This is a genomic window from Rhizobacter sp. P5_C2 (assembly GCF_054049715.1).
This window is the reverse complement of sequence record NZ_JBFULV010000146.1, coordinates 1-12,839: the sequence shown is the minus strand read 5'-3', so window position 1 is coordinate 12,839 and position 12,839 is coordinate 1. Positions and strand designations below refer to the sequence as shown.

Annotated in this window: 15 protein-coding genes; 6 read left to right on the top strand and 9 right to left on the bottom strand. The window is 69.4% G+C overall.

All coding sequences use genetic code 11. From position 1 onward, the window contains the following. Positions 1–1,238, top strand: a 1,238-nt coding sequence (locus ACXJLU_RS30610) for a citrate synthase family protein (protein WP_489742378.1), incomplete at its 5' end; no start/stop codon positions are given. Positions 1,239–1,253: 15 nt separating this feature from the next. Here the strand turns inward: ACXJLU_RS30610 and ACXJLU_RS30605 are convergent. The 6 genes from ACXJLU_RS30605 to ACXJLU_RS30580 form a co-directional block, all read right to left on the bottom strand. After that, on the bottom strand, positions 1,254–1,625 hold the full coding sequence (locus tag ACXJLU_RS30605; protein ID WP_457337540.1) for a VOC family protein: 372 nt from the start codon (positions 1,623–1,625) through the stop codon (positions 1,254–1,256). Between the two features lie 30 nt (positions 1,626–1,655). Continuing rightward, a complete protein-coding gene (locus tag ACXJLU_RS30600) occupies positions 1,656–2,081 on the bottom strand; it encodes an SRPBCC family protein (RefSeq protein ID WP_457337539.1) in 426 nt (141 codons plus the stop codon). A 69-nt stretch (positions 2,082–2,150) separates the two neighbouring features. Beyond that, positions 2,151–2,735, bottom strand: a complete 585-nt coding sequence (locus tag ACXJLU_RS30595) for a GNAT family N-acetyltransferase (protein WP_457337538.1) — start codon at positions 2,733–2,735, stop codon at positions 2,151–2,153. A gap of 14 nt (positions 2,736–2,749) precedes the next feature. Further along, positions 2,750–3,388 (bottom strand): pyridoxamine 5'-phosphate oxidase family protein, encoded by a 639-nt coding sequence (locus tag ACXJLU_RS30590; RefSeq protein WP_457337537.1) that lies wholly within the window; start codon positions 3,386–3,388, stop codon positions 2,750–2,752. A gap of 28 nt (positions 3,389–3,416) precedes the next feature. Further along, complete coding sequence (locus ACXJLU_RS30585) at positions 3,417–4,091, bottom strand: phytanoyl-CoA dioxygenase family protein (protein ID WP_457337536.1); 675 nt, start codon at positions 4,089–4,091, stop codon at positions 3,417–3,419. 26 nt (positions 4,092–4,117) lie between these two features. Continuing rightward, positions 4,118–4,465 (bottom strand): hypothetical protein, encoded by a 348-nt coding sequence (locus tag ACXJLU_RS30580; protein ID WP_457337535.1) that lies wholly within the window; start codon positions 4,463–4,465, stop codon positions 4,118–4,120. Positions 4,466–4,567: 102 nt separating this feature from the next. Between ACXJLU_RS30580 and ACXJLU_RS30575 the strand changes: the two genes are divergently transcribed. From ACXJLU_RS30575 to ACXJLU_RS30555, 5 genes are all read left to right on the top strand, one after another. Continuing rightward, a complete protein-coding gene (locus ACXJLU_RS30575; protein WP_457337534.1) occupies positions 4,568–7,720 on the top strand; it encodes an error-prone DNA polymerase in 3,153 nt (1,050 codons plus the stop codon). A gap of 120 nt (positions 7,721–7,840) precedes the next feature. Continuing rightward, on the top strand, positions 7,841–8,641 hold the full coding sequence (gene yaaA, locus ACXJLU_RS30570; RefSeq protein WP_457337533.1) for a peroxide stress protein YaaA: 801 nt from the start codon (positions 7,841–7,843) through the stop codon (positions 8,639–8,641). A gap of 12 nt (positions 8,642–8,653) precedes the next feature. Then, entirely contained in the window at positions 8,654–9,514 is an 861-nt protein-coding gene (locus ACXJLU_RS30565) for a 2OG-Fe(II) oxygenase (RefSeq protein WP_457337532.1), read from the top strand. Between the two features lie 13 nt (positions 9,515–9,527). Further along, positions 9,528–10,571, top strand: coding sequence for a CaiB/BaiF CoA transferase family protein (locus ACXJLU_RS30560; RefSeq protein ID WP_457337531.1), 1,044 nt, complete (start codon positions 9,528–9,530; stop codon positions 10,569–10,571). A 76-nt stretch (positions 10,572–10,647) separates the two neighbouring features. Continuing rightward, positions 10,648–10,836, top strand: coding sequence for a hypothetical protein (locus ACXJLU_RS30555; RefSeq protein WP_073468365.1), 189 nt, complete (start codon positions 10,648–10,650; stop codon positions 10,834–10,836). Between the two features lie 76 nt (positions 10,837–10,912). On the opposite strand, the gene ACXJLU_RS30550 is transcribed toward ACXJLU_RS30555, so the two are convergent. The 3 genes from ACXJLU_RS30550 to ACXJLU_RS30540 all read right to left on the bottom strand — a co-directional run bounded on the left by ACXJLU_RS30550 (position 10,913) and on the right by ACXJLU_RS30540 (position 12,539). After that, positions 10,913–11,341, bottom strand: coding sequence for a hypothetical protein (locus ACXJLU_RS30550; RefSeq protein WP_457337530.1), 429 nt, complete (start codon positions 11,339–11,341; stop codon positions 10,913–10,915). After that, positions 11,325–11,912: a nucleotidyltransferase domain-containing protein gene (locus ACXJLU_RS30545; RefSeq protein WP_457337528.1), complete on the bottom strand. Its 588-nt coding sequence runs from the start codon at positions 11,910–11,912 to the stop codon at positions 11,325–11,327. The genes ACXJLU_RS30550 and ACXJLU_RS30545 overlap by 17 nt, the downstream gene beginning before the upstream one ends. Positions 11,913–12,044: 132 nt before the next feature. Continuing rightward, entirely contained in the window at positions 12,045–12,539 is a 495-nt protein-coding gene (locus ACXJLU_RS30540) for a hypothetical protein (protein WP_457337526.1), read from the bottom strand. Positions 12,540–12,839: the final 300 nt, after the last annotated feature.

Below are 12,839 nucleotides of genomic sequence, written 5' to 3'. Positions count from 1 at the left end.
GTTGCCAGCAGGGCGCGCGCGACGCGGCCAAGCTGCTGATCGACCGCTTCGCCGCGGCCGGCCTGAAAGACCCGCTGGACGAGCGCTTCGACCTCGGCAAGGTCGACATCCTCGGCTGCGAGGGCCTGGTCGGCGCGGCGCCGGATGCACGCGCCCAGGCGCTGCTCGCCGCGCTCGATGCACGCGGGGCGAAATCGGCGCTGCTGCGCTGGCTGCGTGCGCTGCCCGGCCATCCGACGGCCGATGCGGTGCTCGCCGCCACCACGACGACGCTGGCCTGGACGCCGCTGATGGCCAAGCGCGTGTCGCGCGTGACGGCCGAGAGCCTGCCGTGGTGGATGGCCTTGTTCGGCACGCTGATCGGTGCGTCGGCCCCGGCCATGCGCCACCACGACGGGCACTTCTGCGGCTTCGACGACGCGCAGCTGCTCGGCCGCTGTTCGCTCGCCGAGACCACGTTCGCGGCGCTGATCGGGCTGCCGCCGGTCGACGACGACCTGTTCGTGTTCCAGACCTTGTTCGGCCTGCTGCTGACCAACGGCCCGGGGGCGATCTCGGCGCAGGGCGCGAAGGGCGCGGTCTCGGCCGACGGACCCGAGGCGGCGCAGCGCGTGCAGCTGAACAAGGCGCTGGTGGGCTTTCTGACGCACACCGGCTACGCGCACGGCGGCAACGGCTACGAGGGCATCGCGTTCCTGAACGAGCAGTTCCGCGACACCCGCCTGACCGACCCGGGCGATCCGGAGCACGGCATCGACCTGGCGGCGCTTGCGTGGCGCACCGCGCAGCGCTACGCGAGCTACAAGGCCGAGCGCCGCAGCATCGGCAGCACCGACATCGCGAAGCTGCCGGGCGTGAACCACCCGGTCTTCAAGGACAAGCCGGTCAACCACGACCCGCGCGAGGTCTTCGTCGCGCAGCTGTTCGAGCAGCGCGGCGAGCACAACGTGTTCCACGCGTACTACCGCGCGCTGGTGCAGGCGCTGTTCGATGCCGGCGTGTCGCGCAACGTCTATTGCGTCAATGTCGATGCGGTGATCGCGTCGCTGCTGCTGAAGATGCTGTGGAAGCGGTTGCGGCGCGGCGACGTGGCCGAGCGCGACCTCGAGACGGCGGCGTTCACGATCTTCCTGTACCCGCGCATGCTCGGCTGCGCCGCGGAGATCGACGACCACCTGAACCGCGGCCGCAATATGGACACGCGCACGCCGGCGTCGAGCTGCCGGTTCGTGGCCTGAGCCTCGGGTGCTGACCTACGGCTGAGGGCTGTGGCAGACGGCCTCGAAGTTGTGGCCGTCCGGGCCGATCACGTACGCGCCGTAGTAGTTCGGGTGGTATTGCGGGCGCAGGCCGGGGGCGCCGTTGTCCTTCGCGCCCGCGGCCAGCGCGGCGGCGTGGAAGCGGCGCACCTGCTCGCGGTCTTGTGCCGCGAAGGCGATGTGAATCGGCCCCGGCGGCGCGCTGAACGAGCCGAACCAGAACTGGCCCTCACCGGCGCGGCCGACCATGGCCCAGCCGTCGGCCTCCTTCGTGATGCCGATGCCCAGCGGTTCGAGCGAGGCGACGAGGAAGCTGCGCATCGCGGCGAAATCGCTGACGTTGAAGCCGATGTGGTCGAAGAGCATCGAGGTCTTCCTTTCAGTCGGGTGGGCCGTTCAGGGCGCATTCTGACCCGAGGCCGCGGCGGATTCCAGCGCCTTCTTCATCGCCTGCAGGCCCTGCTCGATCATCGCGGCGATCGCGGGGGCCATCGCGTGCGGCAGCAGGTCGGCGATCCACACGAGGCGGCACGCGGCGCTGCCTTCGTCGAACACCTGCACCGACGCGTTGTGGTGCGTGAGCCGGCCGCCGACCGCGCTCCACGCCAGCCGGCGCGCGTCGTCGTCGAGGTCGACGATCAGTTCGCGCGCCACCACGCCGTTGGCGAAGGTCACGACGCGGGCGCCGCCACCGTCCTCCAGCCGGCAATCGGTGACGAAGCCGGGGACCAGGCGGGTGTGCAGCGCGCCGACATCGCGCACCGCATCCCACAGTTGCCGGGCCGGGACGTTGATCGAGATCTGCTTGCGGATCGAGGCCATCGTGTTCTCCTGTTGACAGTGGCAGCGTAGGAGCGGTGGCGTGTCAGCGGTGGCCGTTTCCGGACACGTTCATCGCTGCAGGTCCTGCCGGGCGTCCCACTCGCGCCGCAGCAGGCCGTAGAGCCAGCTGTCAGACACCTCGTCGCCGACGATCCAGCGCTCGCGCAGGTGGCCTTCGCGGGTGAAGCCGAGCCGCTCGAGGCTGGCCGCCGAGCCGCGGTTGCGCGGGTCGATGTCGGCCTCGACGCGGTTCAGGTTCATCGCGGTGAAGCCGTGCCGCAGCAGCGCGCGCAAGGCCTCGTTCATGTGGCCGTGACCCCAGGCCGACCGGGCGAGCACGTAGCCGACCTCGGCGCGGCGGCAGGCGGCGTTCAGGTGGAACAGCGTGCACAGGCCGATCAGGGTGCCGTCGTCCATCTTTTCGATGCCGAGGCGCAGGTGCTCGCCGGCGGCCATCGCGGGGCGGTCGCGCTCGATCATCGCGTGCGCCTGGCCGATGGTGGTCCACGGCGGCGCGCTCCAGTAGCGCATCGTCTCGGGGTCGCTGAAGATCGCCAGCAGCGCGGGGGCGTCGTCGTCGCGCAGCGGGCGCAGCAGCAGCCGCTCGGTGCGCAGCTCGACCGAGGCATTCGAGGTGGACGTCGGGGTGCTCATCGTCAGTGCGGCAGTCAATACAAGGTCGTGCGCTGCCGCTCGGGCAGCTCGCGGTCGTAGGCCTCGCCATCGATCGCCGCATCGGTGAGCGCGGCCAGCATCGCACCGGCCGACGGCACCGCGCCGCGGGCGTCCGCGGCGGGCGGCGCCCACAGCTTCGAGCGCTGCAGCGCGCGGGCGCACTGGAACAGCACGGTCTCGATGCGCACGACGATCACGCACTTCGGCGGCGTGCCGTCCATCGCGAGCCGCTGCAGCAGGCCGGGGTCGACGCTGATGTGGGCACGGCCGTTGACGCGCAGCGTCTCGCCGACGCCGGGGATCATGAACAGCAGCGCGACGCGCGGATCGGCGACGATGTTGCGCAGGCTGTCGATGCGGTTGTTGCCGCGCCGCTCGGGCAGCAGCAGCGTGTGCTCGTCCTGCACGGTGACGAGCGGGGCCGGGTCGCCGCGCGGCGAGGCGTCGAGCCCGGCCGGGCCGCTGGTGGCGAGCACCGCGAACGGCGCGGCCTCGAGCCAGCGCCGGTACACCGGGTGCAGCGAGGCCACCTCCTTGCGGATCGACGCCTCGCCGACCGGGCCGAACAGCGCTTCGAGCGCGGCGAGGTCGCTGACGGTGGAAGAAGAGGGCGCGGTGGTCGGATCTGACATGGTCTACGGCGTCTCGGCGGGCGGTGGGCTACGCCGCATGTTGCCACCGCAGGCCGTGCGGTGGCTGCGTGGGCCCGAACAGAAAGTGCAGCACCCGGCGGCGGCTGGTGCCGGTGGCCTTCGACGAAGCGTGCAGCAGCAAGGGGCGTATCACGAGGGCATCGCCCTTGGCGGCGCAGAGAGTGATTTCAGGGCCGCGGGTGCGCAGCGCGATGGCATCGTCGTCGCGGATGTGCCCGAGGCGGTGGGTGCCGGGGATGACTCGCAGCGGCCCGTCCTGCGCAGTGCAGGGATCCAGGTGGACGCGCACGGCGATCAGTTGACCGAGAAAGTCGACGGGCGGCTGGACGAACAGCGCACCTTCCTTCTCGGACCAGGCGCGCAGGGCCGGATGATCGATGCGTTCAGAGACCGGGATCCCGAGATCCTGATGGACCGGCACCAGCCAGTTGAGCGACGCGGATTTCTCGAAGAAAGTGCACTGCACGGCGACGAGGCCGGCAGGCATCAGGCCCGAAAGGACGCGGTGCTGCCGCAGGCGCTGCGCCAGCGCTGCGCACCAGGGTTGCGACAACAGGCTGCGCGTGCCGGCACCGCCTGACCCCAGCGCCTCGACGAGGTCTGCCAAGGCATCGCAGTCGCCGGCCGGCAGCACTGCGGGCACCACCACGCAACCGGTCTTCTCGAACCCGTTCGGCGTCATCAGGGCGACGCGATCACACCGGCGCGTCAGTCGTCGAGCGCGACGGACTCGGCCGGCTTCGGCCGGCAGTCGCGCTTCTTCTCAAGCCAGTAGACGACGTTGCCGGCCACGACGATGCTGCCGGAGATCACGGTGGAGGCGGCCAGCAGCGCGGCTTCGGCCACCGCCTGGCCGGCGCATCGCTCGAGCACGGTGCAGCCGCGGTCCGCGTTGATGACCTGCGTCGTGTCCAGCACCATCTGGCGGGCCGTGATCTGGCATTCCTCGTCGTAGACGTGAATCGTGCGCGGGTAGGCGCAGCCGAACGATGCGGCCGCGGTCAGGATCGACAGGGACAGCGTGCGGAGCGTCCGCAGGGGAGGGGTCTGGGGCATCGGATGATCTCGTCGGGCGGACAGCGATTCTGCCGCGAGTCCACCACGCGCTTGCAGTCCGGCAGGAGGTTCATATACTGTATGAACATACAGTTTCTACCGATGCTCCCGCCCTACGCCGAGCTGCACTGCCGCAGCAATTTCAGCTTTCTCACCGGTGCCTCGCACCCCGAGGAGCTGGTGAACCGCGCCGCTGACCTCGGCTACGCGGCGCTCGCGATCACCGACGAATGCTCGCTGTCCGGCGTGGTGCGCGCGCATGTCGAGGCGCAACGGCGCCAGCTGCACCTGATCATCGGCAGCGAGATCCGGCTGACGCTGCCCGCCGATGGCGCTCCGCATGCGCGGCTCGTGCTGCTCGCGCAGACGCGCCGCGGCTACGGCAACCTGTCGCACTGGATCACCGTCGCGCGGCGCCGCGCCGACAAGGGGCATTACCGCGCGCACCCGTCCGACCTCGAAGGCGGCGTGCCCGATGCCCCCACGCTGGCCGGCCTGCCCGATTGCCTGGCGCTGCTGGTGCCCGATGCGTCGCAGCCGTTCGAGACGGTGTTCGCGCATGCGATGTGGCTCAAGACCTGGTTCCACGACCGGGCCGCGCTGGCCCTCGAACGCCTGCACCGCCCCGGCGATGAAGAACTGCTGGCCACCGTGCTGAACATCGCCCGGCGGGTCGGCCTGCCGGTGGTCGCGACCGGCGACGTGCTGATGCACCTGCGTTCGCGCAAGTCGCTGCAGGACACGCTGACCGCGACGCGGCTGAAGCTGCCGCTCACCGAATGCGGGCTGCGGCTCGCACCGAACGCCGAGCAGTACCTGCGCTCGCGAGGCCGGCTGGCCGGCCTCTACGAGGCACAGTGGCTCGACAACACGCTGATGCTGGCCGCGCAATGCACGTTCTCGCTCGCCGAGCTGAAGTACGAGTACCCGCGCGAGGTCGTGCCCGAGGGCAGCACGCCGATCGCCCACCTGCGCCGGCTCACCTATGCCGGCGTGCCCAAACGCTTTCCGAACGGGCTGAAGCCGGAGTGGGCGAAGCAGATCGAGGACGAACTCGCGCTGATCGAGCAGCTCGGCTACGAGGCCTACTTCCTGACGGTCGCCGACATCGTGCGCTGGGCGCGCGATCGCGACATCCTGTGCCAGGGGCGCGGCAGCGCGGCCAACTCGGTGGTCTGCTACTGCCTCGAGGTGACCGAGGTCGATCCCGGGCGCGCCACGCTGCTGTTCGGCCGCTTCATCAGCGCCGAGCGCAACGAGCCGCCCGACATCGACATCGACTTCGAGCACCAGCGCCGCGAAGAGGTCATCCAGTACATCTACCGCAAGTACGGCCGCCACCGCGCGGCGCTCACCGCGGTCGTCATCAGCTACCGGCCGCGCAGCGCGGTGCGCGACGTCGGCCGAGCGCTCGGCATCGACCTGCAGCGCATCGACGCGCTCTCGAAGAGCCAGCAGTGGTTCGACGGCCGCGGCATCAGCGCCGATCGCCTGCGTGAGAACGGCTTCGACCCCGATTCAATGGTCGTGCGGCAATGGGCCGAGCTGACCGGCATGCTGGTGGGCTTTCCGCGCCACCTGAGCCAGCACCCGGGCGGCTTCGTGATCGCGCGCGACCAGATCGAGCAGCTGGTGCCGGTCGAGAACGCCGCGATGGAAGACCGCAGCGTCGTGCAGTGGGACAAGGACGACCTCGACGCGCTCGGGCTCATCAAGGTCGACATCCTCGCGCTCGGCATGCTGAGCGCGCTGCGCCGCGCGCTGGAGTTCATCGGCCACAAGCAGGGCCATGCATTCCGCCTGCAGGACATCGCCGAGGGCGACGCGCCCACCTACGACATGATCTGCAAGGCCGACACCGTCGGCGTGTTCCAGATCGAGAGCCGGGCGCAGATGAGCATGCTGCCGCGCCTGCAGCCACGCACCTACTACGACCTGGTGGTCGAGGTGGCGATCGTGCGGCCCGGCCCGATCCAGGGCGGCATGGTCCACCCCTACCTGAAGAACCGCAACCTGCGCATCGAGGACATCGACTGCCCTCGCAAGCTCTGGCCGGCGCTGGAACGCACGAAGGGCGTGCCGATCTTCCAGGAGCAGGTGATGCAGATCGCGATGCTGGCCGCCGACTTCACGCAGGGCGAGGCCGACCAGCTGCGCCGCGCGATGGCCGCCTGGAAGCGCAAGGGCGGGCTGGGGCCGTTCCACGAGCGGCTGGTCGGCCGCATGGTCGCCAACGGCTACGAGCTCGATTACGCCGAGCGCATCTTCAAGCAGATGGAGGGCTTCGGCGAATACGGCTTCCCGGAGAGCCATGCGGCCGGCTTCGCGCTGCTCGCCTACGACAGCAGCTGGATCAAGTGCCACCACCCCGATGCGTTCCTGGCCGCGCTGCTGAACAGCCAGCCGATGGGCTTCTACGGCCCGGCGCAGCTGGTGCGCGATGCGCGCGAGCACGGCGTCGAGGTGCGGCCGGTCGACGTGGATTGCAGCGAGTGGGACTGCACGCTGGAGTGGCCGCTGGACGAGCCTGGGTCCGGCGCCGGGCTGCGGCCGGTGCGGCTGGGGCTGAACCGCGTCGGCGGCTTGTCCGAGGCCGCGGGCCGGCGCATCGCCGCGGCCCGCGAGCACGGCGCCTTCGCGAACCCCGAAGACCTGGCGCGCCGCGCCGGGCTGAATGCGCACGAGCTGCAGTCGCTGGCCCAGGCCGATGCGCTGCACAGCCTGAGCGGCCACCGTCACCAGGCGGCCTGGGCGGTGGCCGGCGTCGACACCCGGCCCACCGCGATGCTGAGCCGCACCCGCATCGACGAGCCTGCGCTGCTGCTGCCCGCGCCGGCCGAGGCCGACGAGACGCTGGCCGACTACCAGGCGCTCGGGCTGACGCTGAAGCGCCACCCGCTCGCGCTGCTGCGCCCGCAGCTCGAGGCCTTCCAGGTGCAGACCGCGGCCGTGCTGCGGGGCTACCCCGACGGGCGGCTGGCGCGCGCGAGCGGGCTGGTCACGCACCGGCAGCGGCCGCAGACCGCCAAGGGCACGGTCTTCGTCACGCTGGAAGACGAGACCGGTGCCGTCAACATCATCGTCTGGCCGCGCGTGTTCGAAACCCAGCGCCAGGCCTTGCTCGGATCGCGGCTGCTGACGGTCTACGGCCAGTGGCAGCGGCAGGGCGACGTGATGCACCTGCTGGCGGTCAAGATGATCGACCACACGCCGCTGCTGGGCGGCCTCATTGCACGAAGTCGCGATTTCCGCTGATTTCCGCTCATTTCCATTGATGCGCCTGAAGCCGCGGGCACACCTGGAAACCAGATGTTGCACGCCGATTCGATAGAGTTCGGGGTTTCCGTCTTTCCTTTCGCACCTCGCACCGGCTTCATGCTGTTCCTGCTCTCGCCCGCCAAGACCCTCGACTACGACACGCCGCTGCGCACCGCGCACGAGCCGACGATGCCGTCCTTCCTGCCCCGCTCGGCGGAGCTGATCAAGGTATTGAAGACGCAGTCGGTCGCCGACATCGCGGCGCTGATGCACCTCTCCGAATCGCTGTCGACGCTCAACGTCGAGCGCTATGCGGCCTGGAGCCCGCGCTTCACCGAGGCCAACAGCCGCCCGGCCGCGCTCGCGTTCGACGGCGACGTCTACGACGGCCTGAAGGCCCCGACGCTGAGCGACACCGACCTGGCCTGGGCCCAGGACCACCTGTGCATCCTGTCGGGCCTGTACGGCGTGCTGCGCCCGCTCGACCGCATGCAGCCCTACCGGCTCGAGATGGGCACGGCCCTGCCGACGGCGCGTGGCGCCACGCTGTACGACTACTGGGGCGACACGCTGGCCGAGCACCTGAACGAGCGCCTCGCGGCCGATGCCAGCCCGGTCGTCGTCAACCTCGCGTCGAACGAGTACTTTCGCGCCGTGCGCCGCAAGGTGCTGAAGGCGCGGGTCGTCGAATGCGTGTTCGAGGACTGGAAGAACGGCCAGTACAAGGTCATCAGCTTCTTTGCCAAGCGCGCCCGCGGGCTGATGGCCCGCCATGCCGTCAAGAAGCGGCTGGCCACGCCGAAGGGGCTGGAAAAATTCAACGCCGACGGTTACCGTTTCGATCCTGCCGCGTCGCAACCCGACCGGCTGGTCTTTCGACGCCGCCTGCCCGAGGGCGGGCAGGCCGAGTCCACTTGAGCTGAACCCACCATGAACAGCACGACCAAGCAGAACATCACGCCCGAACTGCGGCAATGGATCGTCGACCAGGCCAAGGCCGGTCGCAGCCCGGACGACGTCCTGAAGTCCATGATCGACAGCGGCTGGACCGAAGACGTCGCGATCGATGCGCTCGAGAACACGCTGCAGGGCTTCCTGAAGGACCACGCCAAGGCCAACGGCCTGCCGGTACCGGTTCCAGTGCCCGAGCCCGACCTGCTCGATGCGCCGGGCTCGGTCGTGGTCGACGGCCATGAAGTCAAGATCGTGATGACGATGCGCAACCCGCGCGTCGTCGTGTTCGGTGGGCTGATGACCGAGGCCGAGTGCGACGAACTCGTCGCGCAGGCGCGCCAGCGGCTGGCCCGCTCCGAGACGGTCGTCACGACCACCGGCGCGAGCGAGGTCAACGTCGCACGCACCAGCGAAGGCATGTTCTTCGGCCGCGCCGAGAACCCGATCTGCGCGCGCGTCGAGGAGCGCATCGCGAAGCTGCTGAACTGGCCGCTCGACAACGGCGAAGGCCTGCAGATCCTGCGCTACCAGCCGGGTGCCGAGTACAAGCCGCACTACGACTACTTCGACCCGGCGCAGCCCGGCACGCCGACCATCCTGAAGCGCGGCGGCCAGCGTGTCGGCACGCTGGTGGTCTACCTGAACTCGCCGAAGCGCGGCGGTGCCACCACCTTCCCCGACGTGCACCTGGAGGTCGCGCCGGTCAAGGGCAATGCGGTGTTCTTCAGCTACGACCGGCCGCACCCGATGACGCGCACGCTGCACGGCGGTGCCCCGGTGCTGGAAGGCGAGAAGTGGGTCGCGACGAAATGGATGCGCGAAGGAAAATTCGAGTGATGTCGTAGCCCGGATGGAGCGCAGCGCAATCCGGGACCCGTTGCCGCTCGACGGCGTGAAGGTCGTCGACCTGGCGCGGCTGCTGCCCGGCCCGCTGGCGGCGCTGGAACTGCAGCGCCTGGGTGCCGAGGTGCTGAAGATCGAGGGCCCGCCCGGCCAGCAAGATGGTGCGCGCGAGCTGTGGCGCAGCGATGCCGAGCGCGCGGCGGGTGAGCCGGCGCTGATGTTCCGCCGGCTGAACGAAGGCAAGTCGCTGCGCACGCTGGACCTGCGCGACGCAGCCGACCGCGCCGTGCTGCTCGACGAGGTGGCGCGGGCCGATGTGCTGATCGAAGGCTTCCGGCCCGGCGCGATGGAGCGGCTCGGGCTGGGCTGGCCGGTGCTGTCGGCGCGCAACCCGCGGCTCGTGATGTGCTCGATCAGCGGCTATGGCCAGACCGGGCCGTGGGCGCAACGGGCCGGTCATGACATCAACTACATCGCGATGGCCGGCGTGCTGCACCAGCTGGCCACGGCCGAGGGCGAACCGATCGCGCCGAACTTCCAGATCGGCGACCTGATGGGCGGCACGCAGGCGGCGGTGGCCGGCATCCTCGCCGCCTTGCTCGCGGTGCAGCGTGGTGGCAGCGGGCGGCATGTCGACATCTCGATGACGCACGAAGTGCGCCGCCACCAGGTGCTGGCCGACCTGATGGTCGCGCAGACCGGGCAGGCTCCGGTGCCGGGCCGCGACCTGCTGTCCGGCGGCGCGCCGTGCTACGGCGTCTACCGCACGGCCGATGGCCGCCACCTCGCGATCGGCGCGCTGGAGCTGCCGTTCTGGCAGCGCCTGTGCACGGCGCTCGATCGACCCGAGTGGTCGCGCCGGCACTGGTCGCTGGGGCTGCAGGTGGGCAGCGCCGAGTCGCTGGCCTTGCGCGATGCGCTGGCGGCCCTGGCGTTAACCCGAACACTGGCCGACTGGTGGGCGCTGCTGGAGCCGGTCGATTGCTGCGCCACACCGGTGCTGCGGCTTGACGAATGTCACGCTCACGAGCTATTCGTAAATAAACGCTGACTTTTCGTCAACGAAGGTGCTGAAGCTGCCGTTGTGCCCGGGAGCGTGTTGCTCGACCTTTGCAAAGGAGCTCCCCATGAACAAACTCATCGCCGCGCTGATCGCCGCCACCTTCTCGCTGGGCGCATTCGCCCAAGCTGCTTCGGCTCCGGCCGCTGCAGCCCCGGCTGCCAAGGAAGCGGCTCCGGCCGCTGCCGACAAGAAGGTCGCCAAGAAGTCGACCAAGAAGGCCAAGAAGGCGAAGGCTGAAAAGAAGGCCGCCTGAGATTCAGGCAGCTTTCCGGGCGTCAGCGCCCAAAGGCACAGGGAACCCGGCTCAGGCCGGGTTTTTTGTGGGCGGGTCAGGCGGACAGCAGGTGCAGCAACTGAGGCACCAGACGCTCCAGGACTGACAACGCAAGCTTCACATCACTTTCGCTGGGCTCGATGCCCTGGTACTGGTTGTTGCGCAGGTCGCGAATGGCGTCGAGCTGGTCGAAGACCGCCTGGGTCACACCGGCGTAGGCGCATGCTGCTTCGAGCGTCTGCACGTGGTGTCCCTCCGCGCCGCCTGCACGCCAGCCGCGCGAGGACAGGATGGCCAGGCTGAGATTGAGGATGGCGTCGTAGGCGGCCCCCAGGCGGGTCGTCGTGGAGTTCTCCTGGCGCTGGGCGTCGGCAATCTTGCCCTTGCTGATGCCGATCCAGCCCTGGATGGATTGGCGGTTCACAGGCGCTCTGTGGAACACCTTGCTTCCCTCGTTGTAGAAGTCCTCAGCCTTGCGCAGCATTCAACGCTCCTTGGAGTGTGATGACGGGATTGCGCAAGACTTCTGCGACGAACTCGTCTCCCGATCGTTTCGCTTCGGCCCATTGGTCCGCCGTGAAGGTCAGCACATTGACCGGGCGTCCGAGCGTGCGACCAGCCGCCTTGAAGTGCGCCTGGGCCTGAAGGCGGGAGGCATCGGTCACCAGCAGCAGGTCGATGTCGCTGTCTGCCTGGGCTTCGCCTCGAGCCGTGGACCCGAACACGGCCGCGGCGACGACCGGGGCGTCGAGTTCGGCCAGACGTTCGCGAAGCACGCGGACGACCTCGTTGTCCTGTTGGAGCAGCGCGCGCAACGGAGCGAGCGTCGGGCTCATCGACGCGGCGTACAGCGTCTGCCGGCTTCCCGTGCGTCGCTCCAGCAGGCCGATGTCGGCCCAGCGGCGAAGCCAGCGCGAGAGATTTCCAGGGTCCACGCCGGTCTCGGCAGCCAGTTCGCGAGGCCCGTAGCCCTTGTCGGGATGCTCGAAAAGACAGCGCAGCGCCTTGTAGCGGCCGGCGCCTCCGAGGAGTTCGGACATGAGCTCGGTGTTCATGCCCCCGTGTCCCGTGCTTGGCTGTTCTGCATGTTGGTCATTCAACAACATTTGATGTCGAATGTACAACAATCTTTCGATTCGGCTCAAGATCTGAGCCGGATCGAGGGGCTTCGCCTCAAGCGCCGGCGATCAGGCCCTCAGCCGCGGCTTCGCCGCCTCCACCGCCGTCGCGAACGGCCGGCTCAACGCGATCCGCTGCCACTTGCGCTCGTCCCAGGTCTGCGGGCCGGTCAGCGTCCAGCGGGCGATCGAGTCGTCCAGGTCGACACGTGGCACCCGTCCGAAGATCGGCAAGGCGGGTTTCAGCAGCCGCAGCCCGCGGCGCAGGCGCCCGGGCAGCGGGGCATGCGATTCATGCGCCCAGAAGACGCAGCGCTTCTCGGCCCAGAAGGCCAGCCGCTCGAAGTGCACCCGGCCGGCAAAGCCGGTGTTCGCCGGCAGCAGCAGGAACTCGTCCGGCAGCTCCACCACCGAGTACGACAGGTCGCCGAGGTGCTCGCCACTGCCGTGCTGCACGAAGATCACGCGCTGCACGTCGGCGGCCTTGAAGCGGTCGACTTCGGCATCGTCATGAAAAACGACGATGTCCGGCCCTTGCCAAGCCGTGTGCCAGGTGCTGTCCATGGGGTGTTCTCTCGAGTCGAATGGGCGGGCGTCGACGGTACGCCCCATGTCGGCTCGACATGTATCCAGACGCGACAGGTCTCAGGCGCTGTCGGCGTGATCCCCGCGATGTGCGGAACAACTGGATACAAATCCGGCTGTCTGTGAGTGCCGACTCCCTCGGCAACTGTCAGACAGCCGTGATTTCAGCGCCTCAGCGCTTCGGCTGGGTCAGGCGCGGTGCCGGCTTGGCGCCGTCGCGGCGCGGGCCGTTGCCCGGCGTTGCCGGACGCGGGCCGCTGCTGGTGCGCGCTGCCGACG

What these genes read in the sequence shown, in the direction of transcription:
- ACXJLU_RS30575 (WP_457337534.1), top strand. Translation starts at nt 4,568, where the DNA reads ATGCTCCCGCCCTACGCCGAGCTGCACTGCCGCAGCAATTTCAGCTTT.
- ACXJLU_RS30560 (WP_457337531.1), top strand. Translation starts at nt 9,528, where the DNA reads ATGGAGCGCAGCGCAATCCGGGACCCGTTGCCGCTCGACGGCGTGAAG.
- ACXJLU_RS30555 (WP_073468365.1), top strand. Translation starts at nt 10,648, where the DNA reads ATGAACAAACTCATCGCCGCGCTGATCGCCGCCACCTTCTCGCTGGGC.
- ACXJLU_RS30590 (WP_457337537.1), bottom strand. Translation starts at nt 3,388, where the DNA reads ATGTCAGATCCGACCACCGCGCCCTCTTCTTCCACCGTCAGCGACCTC.
- ACXJLU_RS30550 (WP_457337530.1), bottom strand. Translation starts at nt 11,341, where the DNA reads ATGCTGCGCAAGGCTGAGGACTTCTACAACGAGGGAAGCAAGGTGTTC.
- ACXJLU_RS30595 (WP_457337538.1), bottom strand. Translation starts at nt 2,735, where the DNA reads ATGAGCACCCCGACGTCCACCTCGAATGCCTCGGTCGAGCTGCGCACC.
- ACXJLU_RS30605 (WP_457337540.1), bottom strand. Translation starts at nt 1,625, where the DNA reads ATGCTCTTCGACCACATCGGCTTCAACGTCAGCGATTTCGCCGCGATG.
- ACXJLU_RS30580 (WP_457337535.1), bottom strand. Translation starts at nt 4,465, where the DNA reads ATGCCCCAGACCCCTCCCCTGCGGACGCTCCGCACGCTGTCCCTGTCG.
- ACXJLU_RS30545 (WP_457337528.1), bottom strand. Translation starts at nt 11,912, where the DNA reads ATGAACACCGAGCTCATGTCCGAACTCCTCGGAGGCGCCGGCCGCTAC.
- ACXJLU_RS30540 (WP_457337526.1), bottom strand. Translation starts at nt 12,539, where the DNA reads ATGGACAGCACCTGGCACACGGCTTGGCAAGGGCCGGACATCGTCGTT.
- ACXJLU_RS30600 (WP_457337539.1), bottom strand. Translation starts at nt 2,081, where the DNA reads ATGGCCTCGATCCGCAAGCAGATCTCGATCAACGTCCCGGCCCGGCAA.
- ACXJLU_RS30565 (WP_457337532.1), top strand. Translation starts at nt 8,654, where the DNA reads ATGAACAGCACGACCAAGCAGAACATCACGCCCGAACTGCGGCAATGG.
- ACXJLU_RS30585 (WP_457337536.1), bottom strand. Translation starts at nt 4,091, where the DNA reads ATGACGCCGAACGGGTTCGAGAAGACCGGTTGCGTGGTGGTGCCCGCA.
- yaaA (WP_457337533.1), top strand. Translation starts at nt 7,841, where the DNA reads ATGCTGTTCCTGCTCTCGCCCGCCAAGACCCTCGACTACGACACGCCG.